Raw genomic sequence first — 16,931 nt, 5'->3', positions numbered from 1 at the left:
CCACGCCGATCATAACCGCCCGGGACGCCACCGCCACCGCTGTGTCAACCGGTTGCCGCCGGGTGCGTTGTCTTCCACGACCCCATCGACGCGAGCGGTATGGACGGCAGCTTGCAGGTACATCGCGACGGCCCGGGGGTGGCTATGCTGGAGGTCATGCCCGCGGACGCCGCCACCCAGGCCTCTTCGTCGCCCATCCCGGCGGCGGGAGCCCAGACCCTCGAGGCCTTCCTCGACGGGATCGCCGCGCGCGCCTACCGCTTCGCCGAGGCCGGCCTGCGCCACCGCGAGGACGCGCTCGACGCGGTGCAGGACGCGATGGTGAAGATGCTCGGCTACCGCGAGCGGCCGGCGGACGAATGGACGCCGCTGTTCTGGACCATCCTGCGCAGCCGCATCGTCGACGCGCAGCGGCGGCGGACCCTTCGCCTGGGCTGGATGACCTCCGCCGATGAGCGCCAGGAAGCCGGCGTGGAATGGGCCGATGCCGGGCCGGACCCGTCCCGCGCACACGATGGCCAGGAGGCCTGGGGCCAGCTGGTCGCCGCGCTGCGCGACCTGCCCCGGCGGCAGCGCGAGGCCTTCGGCCTGCGCGTGCTGGAAGAGCTCGACGTGGCGACGACCGCCCGCGTCATGGGCTGCAGCGAAGGCTCGGTCAAGACACACCTGTCGCGTGCGCGCGACGCGCTGCAGAAGCGACTGGAGGATTTTCGATGAGCAACACCCGCCAAGACGATTTCGACCACGACATGCGGGCGCTGCACGCGCGCGCGGTCGAACAGGTTCCGCCACGCACGCTGTACGCGCTGCGCATCCGTCGCGAAAACGCGGCGAAAGCGCCTGCGCGCCCGGGCCGGCACGGCGCCGGATGGTGGGTGGCTGCGGCCTGCGCGGCGGTGTTCGCGCTCGCGATCGGCCTGCGCCAACCCGGCCTGGAGCCACTTCCCGCTACCGGCGATCCCGTACCCACGTTGGCCGCGGTGGCCGAGGCCGTCGAGGCGGGCAGCTACGACGCGGGCTTCGCCGCACTCGAGGAAGACCCCGACCTGTACCTGTGGCTCGCCGCCCAGGACAGCCAGATCCTGGCCATGGAGTGAGGACCATGCCGAACATCCGCATCCGATCGATCACCGCCCTGCTGCTCGCCCTGGCCTTCGCACTGCCGGCCGCCGCCCAGTCCACCGACAGCGCCGCGCCGCTGCCGGGCTGGGACCAGCTCACCGAAGCCCAGCGCCTGGCGCTGGTGGCCCCCATGCGCCAGCGCTGGAACGACCACCCGGAAAAGCGCGCGCGCATGCTGGCCCACGCCGAGCGCTGGCAGCAGATGGCGCCCGAGCAGCGCGAACGGGCCCGCCGCGGCGCCGAGCGCTGGCAGCAGATGGATCCGGACAAGCGCGAGGCGATGCGTGCGCTTTACGCCCGGCTGCGGACCTTGCCGGAGGCCGAACGTGAGGCCCTGCGCGCGGAGTGGCGCGGGATGACTCCGGAACAGCGCCGGGCCTGGGTCAAGGCCAACCCGGCTCCGCCCAAGGCTCCCGGGGACCGCTGAACCCGGCTCAGCCCTCGCGCGGCGGCCACACCGTCTTCGCCAGCAACTCATCGTCCCAGTCGAAGGCGAGCGTGCCATCGGAGACCAGCAGGCTGGCGAAATTGAACACGTTGCGCGAGAACATCTCGCTCGCGTGCAGCGCGCCGCTGCTGGCGAGGTCGAGCGGCCCGGCGATGGTGACGCCGCCGGCGTCCACGGTGTCCCCGGGGCGCGTCAGTTCGCAGTTGCCGCCGGTTTCGGCGGCGAGGTCGACTATCACGCTTCCCGGGGCCATGCCCCCGACCATGCCCCCGGTGATGATCCGCGGCGCCGGCCGCCCCGGGACCGCGGCGGTGCAGACGATGGCGTCGATGCCGCGCAGGTGTTCGCCCAGGCGACGCTGCTGCTCGGCACGCTCCTCATCGGTCAGCGCGCGCGCGTAGCCGCCCTCGCCCGCTGCGCTGACCCCCAGGTCGAGGAAGCGCCCGCCCAGGGACTCGATCTGTTCGCGCGTTTCAGGCCGCACGTCGAAACATTCGACCTGCGCACCCAGGCGGCGCGCGGTGGCGACCGCCTGCAAGCCGGCCACGCCGGCACCGATCACCAGCACCTTCGAAGGCCGGATGGTGCCGGCCGCCGTGGTGAGCATCGGGAAGAAGCGCGGCGCCAGCTGGGCGGCGATCAGCACCGCCTTGTAGCCGGCCATGCCCGCCTGCGAGCTGAGCACGTCCATCGCCTGGGCGCGCGTGGTGCGCGGCAGGCGTTCAAGGGGAAATGCGACCAGGCCGCGCGCGCGGATCGCCGCGGCACGCGCCGGATCGGCCTCGGGCTGCAGCTGGCCGATGATGGCCGCGCCTTCGCGCAAGATCGCGAGCACATCAGGGGGAGGCGACTGAACGCAGAGCACCAGGTCGGCGCCGGACAGGGCTGCGGAGGCGTCGTCGACCAGGGTCGCTCCGGCGGTCGCATAGGCCTCGTCGGGGAAGTGGGCGAACACACCAAGGCCGCGCTCGATCGCCACCGTGGCGCCGGCGGCCACCAGCTTCCTGCAGGTTTCCGGGGTCAGGGCGACCCGTCGTTCGCCAGGCGCGAATTCGCGCGCCACGCCTATGCTCACTGCCATGCCCGCTCCCCGGTTTGTGCTTCGGCCATCCTAGCGAAAGCGCCGACGGCGTGCGATGCGGGTCAGCGCTCGTTCGCCTGCTGCTTCGGATTGAGGTGCTGCCAGACCTGGCGCATGGCCTCGTCGAAGGGGGCGTCATTGGACCGCACCACCACCCGGCCGGCGGCCATCAGGGCCGTCAGCTCTTCCGGCGAGACCACCATCCTGCGCGCGCCGCGGCGGTTCACCACCAGGAAACGGCCTGTCAGCGGGCTGACCCAGGCGATCCGGGCAGCGGTGTCGTGGCCGTCACCATCGATCAGGCGCAGGCCCTGCCCGACCCTGAGCCGGCGCATGCGCGTGGCGACCTCGGGATCGAAATCGAGAGTGTCGGTGCCGCCCGCCAGCTGCAGGCCCGCAAGAGCGGGCGAATCGTCCGCGCCGCCTTCGACCTCGTCTGCCGGCGCCTCCGGACGGTGCACCTTGCGCGCGGCGTCGGGCAGGCCGAGCGCGGAGATGATCCGGGCCATCGCGTCGCGAGCGGCGGTGGCGTCCATGCCGCAGCTCGAATAGCACTCGCCCAGGGGGACCTGCAGCGCGAGCAGCTGCTCGGCGACCACGCGGCCGCGGGCCTGGGCGGCATCGGCGTCCACCTGGACCATGGCATCGCCCAGGGCGATGGCCTGGTGGTGGCGTGCGGTACCGGGACCGTCGCGCAGCCAGGCCTGGGTGAGGTGGTGGCGCCAGTGGCGGTCGAGGAACTGGGCGACCGGCGCGGTCAACGCGCGCTCGGACAGCCGCGAGGCAACGAGCTCGGCGGCATGCGCGCGCGCCTGCTGCAGGCGTTCACGGCCGTGGATAGCTTCGGCCGCGCGCTTCTCGGCAAGATCGGTGCGACGCCGCTGCTGTTCAAGCTGGTCGCGAAGCTCGCTGGAAGCCAGCTCGAAGATGGCCTGGTCGTCGTCGTATTCCTCGACCACGCGGTCGACCGCGCGCTCGGCGCGGTCGAGGGTCTCGCGGTCCTGCGGCGTCTCGCCGGCGTTGCCGTCGCAGGCTTCGGTCAACACGTCGAGCAGGCGCCGCGCCGGGTGGCTGCGGCGGTTGAACATGGAATCGTCGGTCAGCGCCACCTTCAGGTAGGGCACCACCAGGCGACCGAAGAAGTCACGGCCGCGGTCCTCGAGGTCGTTGGCGTCGTTGATCGAGCTGAAAAGCATGCCCACCAGGTCGATCGCGTCTTCCTCGTCGACGCTGAAATGGGTGGCATCGGCATCCAGGCCGAGCTGGCGCAGGCCGCCCAGGATGGCTTCGCGCATGACGCGGGTGAGTTCGCGGGCATCGCTGGCGGCCAGCGCGCGTGCGTACGGGGCGGAGTCATCGCCCTGCAGGATCTGCGCGACGTTGAGCAGGTCCTCGGTGCGCAGCACCGTGACGCCCGCCGGCAGGCCCTCCCCCAGGCCGGACGACGCCTCCGCGGCACCGCCTTCGGCTGCGATGTCCACGCCTGCGGCACGCCAGTGCGCGAGCTGCTCGCGGACCACGTCGCGGTAGCGCGGCGGCTGGCCCGCGGCCGCGGCGTGCTGCGCGCTGGCCGCGATGGAGGCGCCGATGCCGCCCCCCATCCTGCCACCGCCCGCCCCGGTCCCGGCCACCGACCGGCCGACGCTGCCTTCGCGCGCGCCACCGCCCAGGGACTGCCCCAGGTGTTCCACGGTGCCACCTTCGGGAACCCAACCAGCCTCGGCGCCCGGGCCTGCGCCGGCCTGGGCCGTGACACCGCCCTGCCGGTCGGTGCCGGGGCTGCCCTGTGCCACGGCCCGCCCGCCGCGTCCGGCCCCGCCGCTGCCACCCGACTGCACGCCGAAGCCGGCGCCATCCAGCATTTCGTTGAGCTTTTCGTAAAGATCGCCCAGCACTTCGGGGAGCCGCTTGTCGAACTGGTTGAACACCAGCGGGCGCAGGCCGCGAGTCAGGTCCTCGGCGCCGAACAGGTTGACGAAGGCGGCCACCGCCGCTTCCGGGCGTACCGGGTTCGTGCGCCTGCCCTCCACGCCCAGCGCAGCGGCGAGCGCCTGCATGCGCTCATCCAGCTGTTCCAGCGGATGCAGGAACTGGTGGTCAAGGAGTTCGGTGGTGTGCTGCCCTGCCAGATGGATCTCGAGCTCACCTTCCGACATGAGGCTCAGCGACTTGTCGTCCAGGTGCTCCACGGCCGGCTTGCGCCAGGCATCGAACTCGCGCTCCAGTGCTTCCCGGTAGCGGGTGGCCAGTTCCAGCGCGCGATGGCCCAGCGCCATCACCGCCATGCGGTCGTCCTGCGCACCGCTGTAATCGTGCCCGGCCAGGGCCTCCAGCCGCACCTGCTCCTCGATCGTGCCCCAGAAGCCCGACAGCACGCCCCCCAGCCCGGTCACCGTTTCGCGCCTGACGGCGTCGAACAGACGGGCGGGATCGCGCATCCCGCCTTGGCGGGTTTGGAAGGTTGGGTAGGCGCGGGGTTCTTCTGCGATCATCGGGGATGCGTCCGGTGCTGGGGGATGCACCCACGCATACCATCCCTGAATGGAGCCTTCGACGTCTGTGACTGCAATCGCAAATAGCCCAACCTCCACCGCCCAAGCCGGCCTGGCCGCCCTGGATGCCCGGCGCTCGGTGCCCGCGAGGGCGCTCGCCGAGCCCGGCCCGACCGCATCCGAGCTCCAGCGCATGCTGGCCTCGGCGGTGCGCGTTCCCGACCACGGCAAGCGGGTGCCGTTCCGTTTCCTGTCGATCACCGGCGAAGCGCGGCACGCGCTGGGCGACGCAATCGCGGCGCGCGGCCTGGAACTCAAGCCGGATGCCGGCGCGGCCGCCATCGACAAGGACCGCGCCCGTTTCTCGCATGCACCACTGGTGCTCGTGGTCGTGACCGTGCTCGATCCCGACGACGCCGCGATCCCCGGACAGGAGCGTCTGCTCAGCGCCGGCTGCGCCTGCTTCGCCCTGCTGCAGGCCGCGCAGGGACTCGGCTTCGGCGCCACCTGGCTGACGGGCTGGCCGGCCTACGACCCGGCGGTGCACGCGCTGCTGGGCCTCGGCACGCATGAGAGCGTGGCCGGCTTCATCCACATCGGCACCCCGACCATCGAGGCGCCCGAACGCCCGCGCCCCGATCCCGCCGCGCTGCTGGTCGAGTGGGTGCCGCCGGCGTGAGCCTGCCTGCTCCCGCGCCGCCGCTGTACCTGGTCGACGCCAGCCTGTACGTGTTCCGCGCCTGGCATTCGATGCCGGCCGACGGCTTCCACGATGCCGACGGCTGGCCGACCAACGCGGTGCACGGCTTCGTCCGCTTCCTGCTCGACCTGCTCGAGCGCGAGCGCCCCCGGCACATCGCCATCGCGTTCGACGAAGCCCTGGACTCCTGTTTCCGCAACGCGCTGTACCCCGCCTACAAGGCCAATCGCGACCCCGCGCCGGCCGAGCTGAAGCGCCAGTTCGCCTACTGCAAGGCGCTGTGCGCCGCGCTCGGGCTGCCGGTGCTGGCGCATCGCGAATACGAGGCCGACGACCTGATCGGCGCAGCGCTGGTGGCGGCGCGCAGTGACGGCTTCCGGGGCGTGATCGTGTCCGCGGACAAGGACCTGTCCCAGCTGCTCGAGGTCCACGACGAGCAGTGGGACTACGCCCGCGGCCAGCGCTGGGGCGCAGCCGGGGTCAAGGCGCGCCATGGCGTGCACGCACACCAGATCGCCGACTACCTGGCGCTGTGCGGTGATGCCGTCGACAACATCCCCGGCGTGCCCGGCGTCGGCAGCAAGACCGCGGCGGTGCTGCTGGGACACTTCGGCAGCCTCGACGCCCTGCTCGAACGCATGGACGAAGTGGCCTTCCTGCGACTGCGCGGCGCGGCCACGGTCGCCGTGCGGCTGCGCGAGCACCGCGAACAGGTATTGCTCTACCGCCAGCTGTCGACGATCGCCTGCGATGCGCCGCTGCTCGACGCCATGCCGCCATTCGTGCGCGCGGCGGCCGAGGCCGGCACCCTCGCCGCGTTCGCCGATGCCGTGGGCTTCGGCCCGATGACCCGCCGCCGGCTGGAGAGCTTCGCCGAAGGCAGCACACTCGTCGCCGGGCGGAGTTAGGATCGGAACATGCACAACGACAGCCGCAAACACGCCACGAACGAACCCGAACTCCTCTACGAAGGCGAATGGCTGCGCATGGTCAAGCGCGGCCAGTGGGAATCCTGCGAACGCACCCACGGCAAGGATGGCCTTGCGGTGCTGGTGATCGCGGTGACCCCCGACGACCACGTGCTCTTCGTCGAGCAGTACCGCGTGCCGCTGGGCGCGCGCACGATCGAGATGCCCGCCGGCCTCGTCGGCGACGACTTCAGCGACGACACCCTGGAGTCCGCGGCGCGCCGCGAGCTGATCGAGGAAACCGGCTGGGACGCGGGACGCATCGACGTGCTGCTGGTGGGGCCGACCTCATCGGGCATGAGCAACGAACGCATCGCCTTCGCCCGTGCGCTGGACCTGCGCAAGGTCGGCGACGGCGGCGGCGTCGACGACGAGGCGATCACCGTCCACGCCATTCCGCGCGCCACCGCGCCGGCCTGGCTGATGCAGAAGTACGAGGAAGGTTTCGAACTCGACCTCAAGCTCTGGGCCGGGCTGTGGATGATCGAACACAACCCGGACGGCACGAAAGCCTGAGCCGCGGCAGTCGCCACGCACCACACATCGTTCCATCCGCACGTCGTTGCGCCGGACCACCACGCCTACACTGACCGGCCGCGCTTCCATGGGCTGCACATGCCTCGCCGGCTGATCCAACTGTTCCTGGGCCTGGTCGCCTACGGCCTGTCGATGGTGCTGCTGGTCCAGGCCGGCCTCGGGGTGATGCCCTGGGACGTGCTGCACCAGGGCATCGCGCTGCAGGGCGACTGGCCGATGGGCAGGGTGGCGATCGCGGTCGGCTTCGCCGTACTGCTGGCGTGGATCCCGATCCGCCAGCGCCCCGGCTTCGGGACCGTCTGCAACGTGATCGTGATCGGCCTGGTGTTCGATGCCGCCATGGCCTGGATCGGCGGCGCGCTGGCCGACATGACCCTGCCACAGCGCATCGCGCTGCTCGTCGGCGGCATCGTCCTCAACGGCGCAGCGACCGCAGCCTACATCGGCGCGCGCTTCGGCCCCGGCCCGCGCGACGGCCTGATGACCGGCCTGGCACGGCGAACAGGGTGGTCCGTGCGGCTGGTCCGCACCCTGATCGAAGGCGGCGTGCTGCTGGTCGGGTTCCTGCTGGGCGGCAGCCTTGGCCTGGGCACCCTGGCCTACGCGCTGGCGATCGGCCCGCTGATCCAGTGGATGCTGTTGCTGTTCAACCGCCCCGCGCGTCCGTGCGCGGCGGAAGCGACGTAGCGCGTCAGGCGAAGCGGTCGGTCGCCTGCACCAGCGCGTCGACGGTCTCCGGCTCGAACGCCGAATGACCTGATGCCGGCGTCACCACCAGCTCGGCCTTTGGCCAGACCTGGTGCAGGTCCCAGGCGTTCTGGATCGGACAGACCACGTCGTAGCGGCCGTGCACGATGACGCCGGGGATGTCGACCATGCGATAGGCGTCGCGCAGCAGCTGGTCGTCGCACTCGAAGAAGCCGGCGTTGGTGAAGTAGTGGTTTTCGATCCGCGCGAAGGCCAGCGCGAACTGCGGGTCTTCGTGGTCGGCCATGAAGCCCGGGTCGATGTGCAGGAAGCTGGTGGCCGCCTCCCACACGCTCCAGGCGCGCGCCGCGGCAAGGCGGGTGGCCTCGTCCTCGGAGGTCAGGCGGCGGTGGAAGGCCGCGATCAGGTCGCCGCGCTCGCTTTCGGGAATGGCCGCGATGTAGTGCTGCCAGGCTTCCGGGAACAGGCGCGACGCGCCCTCCTGGTAGAACCATTCCAGCTCCCAGCGGCGCAGCATGAAGATGCCCCGCAGGATCAGTCCGGTGACCTGCTTCGGGTGCGCCTGGGCGTAGGCCAGGGCCAAGGTCGAGCCCCAGGACCCGCCGAACACCTGCCAGCAATCGATGCCGAGGTATTCGCGCAGGCGTTCGATGTCCTCGACCAGGTGCCACGTGGTGTTGTCGACGAGATCGGCGTGCGGCGTCGAGCGGCCCGAGCCGCGCTGGTCGAACAGCACGATGCGGTACTTCGCCGGATCGTGGAAGCGACGCATCTTGTCGGTGCAGCCGCCGCCGGGACCGCCGTGCAGCATCACCACCGGCTTGCCGTCGGGATTGCCGCACTGCTCGTAGTACAGGACATGCCGATCGTCGACGCGGAGCGTGCCGGTGTCGAAGGGTTCGATCTCGGGATACAGCGTGCGCATGCAGATACGGCCTCGTACGGAGATACGCGGCCAGTCTAGCAGCCGCTCCCGATCACACCGCGGCCCTGCGCCCGAGGCTGACCCGGTCGCGGCCCTCGAGGTCGCACACGGTCGCCACCCCGTCGAACCCCCTCGCCCGCAGCAGCGCGCGCACCGCCGGGCCTTGGTCGAAACCGTGCTCGAGCAGCAGCCAGCCGCCCGCGACCAGGTGCGCCGGCGCCGCCGCGACGATGACCCGGATCGCATCCAGGCCGTCGGGTCCGGACGCCAGCGCGGCGTGCGGCTCGTGCCGCAGGTCGCCCTGCCCGAGATGCGGATCGTCCTCGGCGATATAGGGAGGATTGCTGGCCACGAGGTGGAAGCGCTCCCCCGCCACCGGCACGAACCAGTCGCCGGCGCGGAACTCGACGCGACCGTCCAGGCCATGCGTGGCCGCGTTGCCGCGCGCCACCGCCAGCGCGGCGTCGCTGCGGTCGGTCGCGATCACCTGCGCCAGCGGCCGCTCGCTGGCAATGGCCAGCGCGATCGCGCCGCTGCCGGTGCCGAGGTCGGCGACTCGCGCCGGCGTCCCGGGATCCAGCCGGGCCAGCGCCTGCTCGACCAGCAATTCAGTTTCGGGGCGCGGGATCAGGGTGTCCGGCGTGACGGCCAGGTCCAGGGTCCAGAAACCGCGCCGGCCGAGGAGGTAGGCGACCGGCTCGCCCGCGGACCGGCGCGCGACCAGGGCCTGGAAGCGGACCCCGGCCCCTGGCGCCACCACCGCGTCCCCATGGGCGAACAGCCACGCGTGCTGACGATCCAGCACGTGCAGCAGCAGCAGCGCAGCCTCGTCCGCCGGGATACGTTCCCGCGCTTCGATGAGGCATTCCGAGACGCTGTGTTCACTATTCATAGTTTTTGTCTATCGATTGGATAAGTACAATTCACTTTACGAATTGATAGGCCAGACCTAACATTCTCTTCGTCCGGCAGACGCCGGTTGTCTCAACCCACTCCCCACACCCGCGAGGATTCCATGTCCGTCATCAATACCGAAATCAAGCCGTTCCAGGCCACCGCGTACCACAACGGCGAGTTCGTTGAAGTCGACAGCGCCAACCTGAAGGGCAAGTGGTCCGTGTTCGTGTTCTACCCGGCCGACTTCACCTTCGTCTGCCCGACGGAGCTCGAGGACCTGGCGATCAACTACGACGAGTTCAAGAAGCTCGGCGTCGAGATCTACAGCGTGTCGACCGATACCCATTTCTCGCACAAGGCCTGGCACGACACCTCGGACGCGATCGGCAAGATCCAGTATCCGATGATCGGCGACCCGACCCACGAGATCTCGCGCGGCTTCGAGATCCTGCGTCCGTCCGGCCTGGCCGACCGCGGCACCTTCATCGTCGACCCCGAGGGCGTGATCCAGTCGATCGAGATCACCGCCGAGGGCATCGGCCGTGACGCGCTGGAACTGCTGCGCAAGGTCAAGGCCGCCCAGTACGTCGCCGCCCACCCGGGCGAGGTCTGCCCCGCCAAGTGGAAGGAAGGCGAGAAGACCCTGAAGCCGTCGCTGGACCTGGTCGGCAAGATCTAAGCACTTCCCGCCCTTGTGGGAGCCGCTATAGCGGCGATCGCGGCCATGGCCGCTCCCACAGTCGCAAGACCCAGCCCATCCCCGCTTCCAGTGGGGGTGGGGCTGGACCGGAGTCCGTGCCACGGCGCGGCCTGCGGTCCATCCCCACGCCGGTGGCGACCCGTCGACGACGGGACGCAGGCCCCCGCCTTGCCGTTTACCAGGAGTTCCCCATGCTCGAAGACGATCTCAAGACCCAGCTCAAGGCCTATCTCGAGCGCCTGCAGCGCCCGGTGGTGCTGGTGGCCAGCGTCGACGACGGCGCCAACTCGGCCGAGATGCTGGAGCTGCTGGAAGACATCCGCGCGCTGTCGGACAAGGTGACGGTCGAGGTGTCGCGCGACGACGCCCAGCGCAAGCCCTCCTTCGCCGTGACATCGCCCGGCCACGACATCGACCTGCGCTTCGCGGGCCTGCCGATGGGCCACGAGTTCACCTCGCTCGTGCTGGCCCTGCTGCAGGTCGGCGGACATCCGTCGAAGTCCGCGCCGGAGCTGCTCGAGCAGGTGCGCAACCTCGAGGGCGACTACCGCTTCGAAACCTATTTCTCGCTGTCCTGCCAGAACTGCCCGGACGTGGTCCAGGCGCTGAACCTGGCGGCGGTGCTGAACCCGAACATCCATCACGTCGCCATCGACGGCGCCCTGTTCCAGGACGAGGTCGAGGCGCGCGAAGTGATGTCGGTGCCGACCGTGTTCCTCAACGGCGAGGTCTTCGACCAGGGCCGCATGAGCCTGGAGCAGATCGTGGCCAGGCTCGACACCGGCGCCGCGAAGCGCGACGCCGCGGCGATCGCGAAGAAGGACGTGTTCGACGTGCTGGTCGTGGGCGGCGGTCCCGCCGGCGCCGCGGCCGCGGTCTACGCCGCGCGCAAGGGTATCGCCACGGGCGTCGCCTCGGAGCGCTTCGGCGGCCAGGTGCTCGACACCATGTCGATCGAGAACTTCATCTCGGTGCAGGAAACCGAGGGCCCGCGCCTGGCGGCGCAGCTCGAGGCGCACGTGCGCCAGTACGACGTCGACATCATGAACCTGCAGCGCGCCAAGGCGCTGACGCAGGATGAAGACGGCATCACCACCATCGAACTCGAGAGCGGCGCCTCCGTCCGCGGCCGCAGCGTGGTGCTCGCCACCGGCGCGCGCTGGCGGCAGATGGGCGTCCCCGGCGAGGACCAGTACCGCAACAAGGGCGTGGCCTATTGCCCGCACTGCGACGGCCCCTTGTTCAAGGGCAAGCGCGTGGCGGTGATCGGCGGCGGCAACTCCGGCGTGGAAGCGGCCATCGACCTTGCCGGCATCGTCGGCCATGTCACCCTGGTCGAATTCGACGGCAAGCTGCGCGCGGACGAAGTGCTGCAGCGCAAGCTGCGCAGCCTGTCGAACGTCCGCATCATCACGTCGGCCCAGACCACCGAGGTGCTCGGGGACGGCAAGCGCGTCAACGGCCTGGTCTACCGCGACCGCGTCGGCGGCGATTCCCATCGGGTGGAGCTGGAGGGCGTGTTCGTGCAGATCGGGCTGCTTCCCAACACCGAATGGCTCAAGGGCGCGATCGAACTCAGCCCGCGTGGCGAGATCGTGGTCGACAACGCCGCGCGCACCTCGCTACCGGGCGTGTTCGCCGCCGGCGACGCCACCACGGTGCCCTACAAGCAGATCGTCATCGCCATGGGCGAAGGCGCCAAGGCCGCGCTCAGCGCGTTCGACCACCTGATCCGCACCAGCAGCCCGAAGGCGGAGGCGGCGACGGCCGAGGCCTGAGCCGCACCGCCCGCGGAAGGGGCATCACCATGAACCTGCGCGACCTGAGCTACTTCATCGCCCTCGCCGAGCACCTGCACTTCGGGCGCGCGGCGGCGGCGAGCTTCGTCAGCCAGCCCACGCTTTCCACCCAGATCCGCAAGCTGGAGGAGGAACTGGGCGTGCCGCTGGTGGAGCGCGCGCCGCGCAACGTGATGCTCACGCCCGCGGGGCGCGACGTCGCCACGCGCGCGCGGCGGATCGTGGCCGACGTCGAAGAGATGCGCGAGGCTGCGCGCCGCAGCCAGGATCCGGAAGCGGGCAAGGTGACCCTGGGCCTGTTCCCGACGCTTGGGCCCTACCTGCTGCCGCACGTGGTGCCGGCGATCCGCGCGCGCTTCCCGGAACTCGAGCTGCTGCTGGTCGAGGAAAAGAGCGACGTCCTGCTGGAACGCCTGCAGCAGGGCCGGCTGGACGCGGCCCTGCTCGCGCTGCCGATCAGCGACGACCAGCTGCACCTGGAGTTCCTGTTCGAAGAGCCCTTCGTGCTGGCCGTTCCCGAGGCGCACCGGTTGGCGGGCGAAGGCCCGCTGTCGCTCGACGACCTGGCCGACGAACGCCTGCTGCTGCTCGCGGACGGCCACTGCATGCGCGACCAGGCGCTCGACGTCTGCCACCTGGCGGGCGCCTCCGAAAAGGGCGAGTTCCAGGCCACGAGCCTCGAGACCCTGCGGCAGATGGTCGCCGCACACGTTGGCGTCACCCTGCTGCCGATGCTGGCCGTGAAGCCACCGGTCGCGCGCTCGCAGAGCATCGAGCTGGTGTCGTTCCGCGACCCGCCGCCCAGCCGCCGCATCGCGATGGCCTGGCGCAGGAGCACGGCGATGACCGCCTTCCTCCAGGAACTGGCGCAGGTGATGCGCGAACTGCCCCCGGACCTGCTGCTGCCGACGGTGCGCGAGAGCACCGCGCCGATGTACGTCCCGGGCGCTCCCGGCGTCTAGTCGCGCCCCTGCGACGCGCTTCCCCGCCTGCGGAACAGGGTCAGGTTGCGGCGGGTACCTGGCAGCTGACGCCGGTGCCACCGAGGCCGCAATAGCCGGCGGGGTTCTTCGACAGGTATTGCTGGTGTTCCTCTTCCGCGTAGTGGAAGGCCGGTGCCGGGAACACGATTTCGGTGGTGATCGCGCCAAGACCCGCGGCGGACAGCCGCAGCTGGTAGGCATCCCGGCTGGCCAGCACGGCGTCGTGCTGCGCCGCCGTGTGGCAGTGCAGGACCGAGCGATACTGGCTGCCGATGTCGTTGCCCTGGCGCATGCCCTGGGTCGGGTCGTGCCCTTCCCAGAAACGGGCCAACAGCGCATCGAACCCGACCTGCTCGGGGTCGTACACCACCAGCACCACCTCGGCGTGGCCGGTGCGGCCGCTGCAGACCTCGCGATAGCCTGGCGCCGGCGCATCACCGCCCGCATAGCCCACGGCCGTCGTCTCCACGCCCGGAAGCGTCCAGAACAGGCGTTCGGCGCCCCAGAAGCAGCCCATGCCGAACACCACCCGCTGCATGCCGGGGAATTCGCCCTGCAGGGGACGGCCGTGGACATGATGGACGTTGGACAGGCACATGGCGGGTGCTCGAAAAGGAATGCATTGATCGTGGGCGCTCGGGGGCACGGGTTCAAGCCGTGCGCGCGCCGGCTCGGCTACACTGCCCGGTCCATGGCGCAGGCCCGCGCCCGCACCCGTGAAGACCGCATGACCGAGCCCACCCCCACTGCGGCCGACGCCGCGCCGGCGCCCGCCGAGAAGCAGGATTTCATCCGCCAGATCGTCCGCAAGGACCTCGCCAGCGGCAAGCACGACGCCATCCGCACGCGCTTCCCGCCCGAGCCCAACGGCTACCTGCACATCGGGCATGCCAAGGCGATCTGCTTGGACTTCGGCATCGCCGAGGAGTTCGGCGGCCGCTGCAACCTGCGCTTCGACGACACCAACCCGGCGAAGGAAGATCCGGAGTTCGTGCAGGCGATCCAGGACGACGTGCGCTGGCTGGGCTTCGACTGGGCCAGCCTGCGCCACGCCTCGGACTACTTCGAAGTGTTCTACCTGGCCGCCGAAAAGCTGATCCGGCAGGGCGACGCCTTCGTCTGCGACCTGTCGGCCGACGAGGTGCGCACCTACCGCGGCAGCCTGACCGAGCCCGGACGCGAGTCGCCGTACCGCAACCGCGGCGTCGGCGAGAACCTGGACCTGTTCCGCCGCATGCGCGCGGGCGAGTTCGATGACGGCGCGCGCACCCTGCGCGCGAAGATCGACATGGGCAGCGGCAACATCAACATGCGCGACCCGGCCATCTACCGGATCAAGAAGGTCCCGCACCAGAACACCGGCGACGCCTGGCCGATCTACCCGATGTACGACTTCGCGCACGCCCTGGGCGACGCGGTGGAAGGCATCACCCACTCCCTGTGCACCCTGGAGTTCGAAGACCACCGGCCGCTGTACGACTGGTGCGTGGACAGGGTGGACCTTGCCGGCCATCCGGAGCTGCTGGCGCCGCTGCAGGACAGGGGCCTGCCGATCGAGGCCGCGAAGCCGCGGCAGATCGAATTCTCGCGCCTCAACATCAACTACACGGTGATGAGCAAGCGCAAGCTCACCCAGCTCGTCGCCGAGGGCCTGGTGGACGGCTGGGACGACCCGCGCATGTACACGCTGCAGGGTCTGCGACGCCGCGGCTACACCCCCGGCGCGCTGCGCCTGTTCGTGGACCGGGTGGGCATCAGCAAGCAGAACTCGATGATCGACTTCTCGGTGCTGGAAGGCGCGCTGCGCGAGGACCTCGATGCACGCGCACCGCGCCGCATGGCGGTGGTGGCGCCGCTGAAGATGGTGCTGGCCAACCTGCCCGAAGGCCACGAAGAGACGCTGCGCTTCCCCAACCACCCGAAGGACGAATCCTTCGGCGAGCGCGAGGTGCCGTTCTCGCGCGAACTCTGGATCGAGCGCGACGATTTCGCCGAAGTCCCGCCGAAGGGCTGGAAGCGCCTGGTGCCTGGTGGCGAGGTCCGCCTGCGCGGCGCCGGCATCGTGCGCTGCGACGAGGTGGTCAAGGACGCGGACGGACAGGTGGTGGAACTTCGCGCCACGCTGGATCCCGAATCCCGGCCCGGCATGGAAGGCGCCAACCGCAAGGTCAAGGGCACGATCCACTGGGTCGGTGCAGCGCGCGCGGTCGAGGCGGAAGTGCGGCTCTACGACCGCCTGTTCTCGGTGCCGGACCCGGACGACGAGAGCAGCGGCCTCACCTACCGCGACCACATCAACCCGGATTCGCGGATGTCGGTATGCGGCTACCTCGAACCGGCGGCCGCCGACGTGGCGCCCGAGCACGCGTTCCAGTTCGAGCGCCTGGGCTATTTCGTCGCCGACCGCCGCGACCATCGCGGCAACGCACCGGTGTTCAACCGCAGCGTGACCCTGCGCGACACCTGGGCTGCCAGGGCCTGAGATCCAACCGCGCCGGCCTTCCCCCGGCGCTACGCGGGGCGGGGCTACCATGCCCGCACCCCACGACACGAGACACGGAGAGCGCCATGCGCCAGATCATCCAGTCCGCATCCATCGCCCTGCTCGCGCTTTGCCTTGCGGCTTGCGCGGCCCCGCAGCCCGACACGGCCGTACCGGCGCCGCCCATGAGCAACCCGCTGCCCGCGACGCCGATGCCGACGGAGCCAGCGCGCCCGGCCGTTGCAGGCGTGCCCGACCTCGACCGCAGCTGCCGCGTCGATTCCGACTGCACGGTGAAGAACGTGGGCAGCTGCTGCGGCTACTCCCCCGCTTGCGTGAACACCGCTGCAGAGCCTGATCCGGCGGCCGTGCAGGCTGCCTGCGCGGAGTCGGGCATGGCCGGCGTGTGCGGCTTCGAGGAGATCGAAGCCTGCGCCTGCGTCGCCAACACCTGCGAGCCGAAGGCTTCGGAGGGCTTGCTGGAATGAGCCTGCCCGCACGCGTCCACCTGCAGCTCCCGGAATGGGTGCATGGCGCTGTCGACCGCGACCGCGCCTATGCCAGCGATGCCGACAAGGTGTCGCTCGCGATCGCGCTCGCCGCACGCAATATCGACGAGGCCACCGGCGGGCCGTTCGGCGCGGTGGTGTTCGGCCCCGACGACCGCGTGGTCGCCGCCGGCGTCAACGTCGTGCTGCCGCAGTCGACCTCGCTGGCGCACGCCGAAAACATGGCCTACATGCTGGCCCAGCAGTCCCTGGGGCGGGCGCGCATCAACGTCGACGACCAGGACCGGCCCTGCGGCCCCTACACCCTGGCCACCTCGGCGCAGCCCTGCTGCCAGTGCTATGGCGCCACCATCTGGGCCGGCGTCGACCGCCTGTTGATCGGCGCCCGCTCCGACGACGTGCACGAGCTCACCGAGTTCGACGAGGGTCCGCTCCCGCAGGACTGGCCCGGCGAACTCGCCCGCCGCGGCATCGAGCTCGTGCGCGACGTCGCCCGCGACCAGGCGCGCGAGGTCCTGGCCCGCTACGGCAGCAGCGGCGGCCAGCGCTACTGATGCCTCGCGCCCGGGTCCACGCAACG

Annotated in this window: 18 protein-coding genes; 13 read left to right on the top strand and 5 right to left on the bottom strand. The window is 70.6% G+C overall.

All coding sequences use genetic code 11. From position 1 onward, the window contains the following. The first annotated feature begins 156 nt into the window (after window positions 1-156). The 3 genes from ACW5E8_RS09360 to ACW5E8_RS09350 are packed head-to-tail and all read left to right on the top strand — an operon-like array spanning window position 157 to window position 1,549. A complete protein-coding gene (locus ACW5E8_RS09360; RefSeq protein ID WP_456965171.1) occupies window positions 157-717 on the top strand; it encodes an RNA polymerase sigma factor in 561 nt (186 codons plus the stop codon). Beyond that, complete coding sequence (locus ACW5E8_RS09355; RefSeq protein ID WP_456965170.1) at window positions 714-1,097, top strand: hypothetical protein; 384 nt, start codon at window positions 714-716, stop codon at window positions 1,095-1,097. The genes ACW5E8_RS09360 and ACW5E8_RS09355 overlap by 4 nt, the downstream gene beginning before the upstream one ends. A 5-nt stretch (window positions 1,098-1,102) precedes the next feature. Beyond that, a complete protein-coding gene (locus tag ACW5E8_RS09350; protein ID WP_456965169.1) occupies window positions 1,103-1,549 on the top strand; it encodes a DUF3106 domain-containing protein in 447 nt (148 codons plus the stop codon). Between the two features lie 7 nt (window positions 1,550-1,556). On the opposite strand, the gene ACW5E8_RS09345 is transcribed toward ACW5E8_RS09350, so the two are convergent. Both ACW5E8_RS09345 and ACW5E8_RS09340 read right to left on the bottom strand, forming a co-directional pair. Beyond that, window positions 1,557-2,651 (bottom strand): NAD(P) transhydrogenase subunit alpha, encoded by a 1,095-nt coding sequence (locus ACW5E8_RS09345; RefSeq protein ID WP_456965168.1) that lies wholly within the window; start codon window positions 2,649-2,651, stop codon window positions 1,557-1,559. Between the two features lie 62 nt (window positions 2,652-2,713). Further along, complete coding sequence (locus ACW5E8_RS09340) at window positions 2,714-5,089, bottom strand: DUF1631 family protein (protein WP_456965167.1); 2,376 nt, start codon at window positions 5,087-5,089, stop codon at window positions 2,714-2,716. A gap of 130 nt (window positions 5,090-5,219) precedes the next feature. Between ACW5E8_RS09340 and ACW5E8_RS09335 the strand changes: the two genes are divergently transcribed. From ACW5E8_RS09335 to yczE, 4 genes are all read left to right on the top strand, one after another. Continuing rightward, window positions 5,220-5,822 (top strand): nitroreductase family protein, encoded by a 603-nt coding sequence (locus tag ACW5E8_RS09335; protein ID WP_456965286.1) that lies wholly within the window; start codon window positions 5,220-5,222, stop codon window positions 5,820-5,822. Beyond that, the gene (locus ACW5E8_RS09330) at window positions 5,819-6,751 is read left to right on the top strand and encodes a 5'-3' exonuclease (RefSeq protein WP_456965166.1); all 933 of its coding nucleotides are present in this window, start codon (window positions 5,819-5,821) and stop codon (window positions 6,749-6,751) included. Before ACW5E8_RS09335 ends, ACW5E8_RS09330 begins: the two co-directional genes overlap by 4 nt. A 9-nt stretch (window positions 6,752-6,760) precedes the next feature. Next, window positions 6,761-7,327, top strand: coding sequence for an NUDIX hydrolase (locus ACW5E8_RS09325; RefSeq protein ID WP_456965165.1), 567 nt, complete (start codon window positions 6,761-6,763; stop codon window positions 7,325-7,327). A 99-nt stretch (window positions 7,328-7,426) separates the two neighbouring features. Further along, entirely contained in the window at window positions 7,427-8,035 is a 609-nt protein-coding gene (yczE, locus tag ACW5E8_RS09320) for a membrane protein YczE (RefSeq protein WP_456965164.1), read from the top strand. Between the two features lie 4 nt (window positions 8,036-8,039). On the opposite strand, the gene pip is transcribed toward yczE, so the two are convergent. Together pip and prmC are read right to left on the bottom strand one after the other, a co-directional pair. Then, window positions 8,040-8,981, bottom strand: a complete 942-nt coding sequence (gene pip / locus ACW5E8_RS09315; protein WP_456965163.1) for a prolyl aminopeptidase — start codon at window positions 8,979-8,981, stop codon at window positions 8,040-8,042. Between the two features lie 52 nt (window positions 8,982-9,033). Beyond that, window positions 9,034-9,873, bottom strand: coding sequence for a peptide chain release factor N(5)-glutamine methyltransferase (prmC, locus tag ACW5E8_RS09310; RefSeq protein WP_456965162.1), 840 nt, complete (start codon window positions 9,871-9,873; stop codon window positions 9,034-9,036). A 123-nt stretch (window positions 9,874-9,996) separates the two neighbouring features. Here prmC and ahpC point away from each other — a divergent pair, with 123 nt between their 5' ends. From ahpC to ACW5E8_RS09295, 3 genes are all read left to right on the top strand, one after another. Continuing rightward, the gene (gene ahpC, locus ACW5E8_RS09305; RefSeq protein WP_456965161.1) at window positions 9,997-10,557 is read left to right on the top strand and encodes an alkyl hydroperoxide reductase subunit C; all 561 of its coding nucleotides are present in this window, start codon (window positions 9,997-9,999) and stop codon (window positions 10,555-10,557) included. A 212-nt stretch (window positions 10,558-10,769) separates the two neighbouring features. Then, window positions 10,770-12,356: an alkyl hydroperoxide reductase subunit F gene (gene ahpF / locus ACW5E8_RS09300; protein WP_456965160.1), complete on the top strand. Its 1,587-nt coding sequence runs from the start codon at window positions 10,770-10,772 to the stop codon at window positions 12,354-12,356. Between the two features lie 29 nt (window positions 12,357-12,385). After that, on the top strand, window positions 12,386-13,339 hold the full coding sequence (locus ACW5E8_RS09295) for a LysR substrate-binding domain-containing protein (RefSeq protein WP_456965159.1): 954 nt from the start codon (window positions 12,386-12,388) through the stop codon (window positions 13,337-13,339). Window positions 13,340-13,379: 40 nt separating this feature from the next. Here the strand turns inward: ACW5E8_RS09295 and msrA are convergent, their stop codons facing one another. After that, window positions 13,380-14,006 carry a peptide-methionine (S)-S-oxide reductase MsrA gene (gene msrA / locus ACW5E8_RS09290; protein ID WP_456965158.1) on the bottom strand — a complete coding sequence of 209 codons (627 nt, stop codon included), beginning with the start codon at window positions 14,004-14,006 and terminating at the stop codon, window positions 13,380-13,382. 81 nt (window positions 14,007-14,087) lie between these two features. On the opposite strand from msrA, the gene ACW5E8_RS09285 reads away from it, so the two are divergent. The 3 genes from ACW5E8_RS09285 to ACW5E8_RS09275 all read left to right on the top strand — a co-directional run bounded on the left by ACW5E8_RS09285 (window position 14,088) and on the right by ACW5E8_RS09275 (window position 16,905). After that, window positions 14,088-15,842, top strand: a complete 1,755-nt coding sequence (locus tag ACW5E8_RS09285) for a glutamine--tRNA ligase/YqeY domain fusion protein (protein ID WP_456965157.1) — start codon at window positions 14,088-14,090, stop codon at window positions 15,840-15,842. A gap of 86 nt (window positions 15,843-15,928) precedes the next feature. Then, the gene (locus ACW5E8_RS09280) at window positions 15,929-16,330 is read left to right on the top strand and encodes a hypothetical protein (RefSeq protein WP_456965156.1); all 402 of its coding nucleotides are present in this window, start codon (window positions 15,929-15,931) and stop codon (window positions 16,328-16,330) included. Continuing rightward, window positions 16,327-16,905 (top strand): nucleoside deaminase, encoded by a 579-nt coding sequence (locus ACW5E8_RS09275; RefSeq protein WP_456965155.1) that lies wholly within the window; start codon window positions 16,327-16,329, stop codon window positions 16,903-16,905. The genes ACW5E8_RS09280 and ACW5E8_RS09275 overlap by 4 nt, the downstream gene beginning before the upstream one ends. Window positions 16,906-16,931 lie beyond the last annotated feature (26 nt).

It is taken from the genome of Luteimonas sp. A649 (assembly GCF_054072735.1).
This window is presented reverse-complemented; position numbering and strand designations above follow the sequence as displayed.

Coding starts and splice junctions, on each gene's coding strand:
- ACW5E8_RS09345 (WP_456965168.1), bottom strand. CDS start 2,651: ATGGCAGTGAGCATAGGCGTGGCGCGCGAATTCGCGCCTGGCGAACGA.
- ACW5E8_RS09325 (WP_456965165.1), top strand. CDS start 6,761: ATGCACAACGACAGCCGCAAACACGCCACGAACGAACCCGAACTCCTC.
- ahpC (WP_456965161.1), top strand. CDS start 9,997: ATGTCCGTCATCAATACCGAAATCAAGCCGTTCCAGGCCACCGCGTAC.
- ahpF (WP_456965160.1), top strand. CDS start 10,770: ATGCTCGAAGACGATCTCAAGACCCAGCTCAAGGCCTATCTCGAGCGC.
- ACW5E8_RS09355 (WP_456965170.1), top strand. CDS start 714: ATGAGCAACACCCGCCAAGACGATTTCGACCACGACATGCGGGCGCTG.
- pip (WP_456965163.1), bottom strand. CDS start 8,981: ATGCGCACGCTGTATCCCGAGATCGAACCCTTCGACACCGGCACGCTC.
- ACW5E8_RS09360 (WP_456965171.1), top strand. CDS start 157: ATGCCCGCGGACGCCGCCACCCAGGCCTCTTCGTCGCCCATCCCGGCG.
- ACW5E8_RS09295 (WP_456965159.1), top strand. CDS start 12,386: ATGAACCTGCGCGACCTGAGCTACTTCATCGCCCTCGCCGAGCACCTG.
- yczE (WP_456965164.1), top strand. CDS start 7,427: ATGCCTCGCCGGCTGATCCAACTGTTCCTGGGCCTGGTCGCCTACGGC.
- ACW5E8_RS09340 (WP_456965167.1), bottom strand. CDS start 5,089: ATGCGCGATCCCGCCCGTCTGTTCGACGCCGTCAGGCGCGAAACGGTG.
- ACW5E8_RS09285 (WP_456965157.1), top strand. CDS start 14,088: ATGACCGAGCCCACCCCCACTGCGGCCGACGCCGCGCCGGCGCCCGCC.
- ACW5E8_RS09280 (WP_456965156.1), top strand. CDS start 15,929: ATGCGCCAGATCATCCAGTCCGCATCCATCGCCCTGCTCGCGCTTTGC.
- prmC (WP_456965162.1), bottom strand. CDS start 9,873: ATGAATAGTGAACACAGCGTCTCGGAATGCCTCATCGAAGCGCGGGAA.
- ACW5E8_RS09350 (WP_456965169.1), top strand. CDS start 1,103: ATGCCGAACATCCGCATCCGATCGATCACCGCCCTGCTGCTCGCCCTG.
- ACW5E8_RS09275 (WP_456965155.1), top strand. CDS start 16,327: ATGAGCCTGCCCGCACGCGTCCACCTGCAGCTCCCGGAATGGGTGCAT.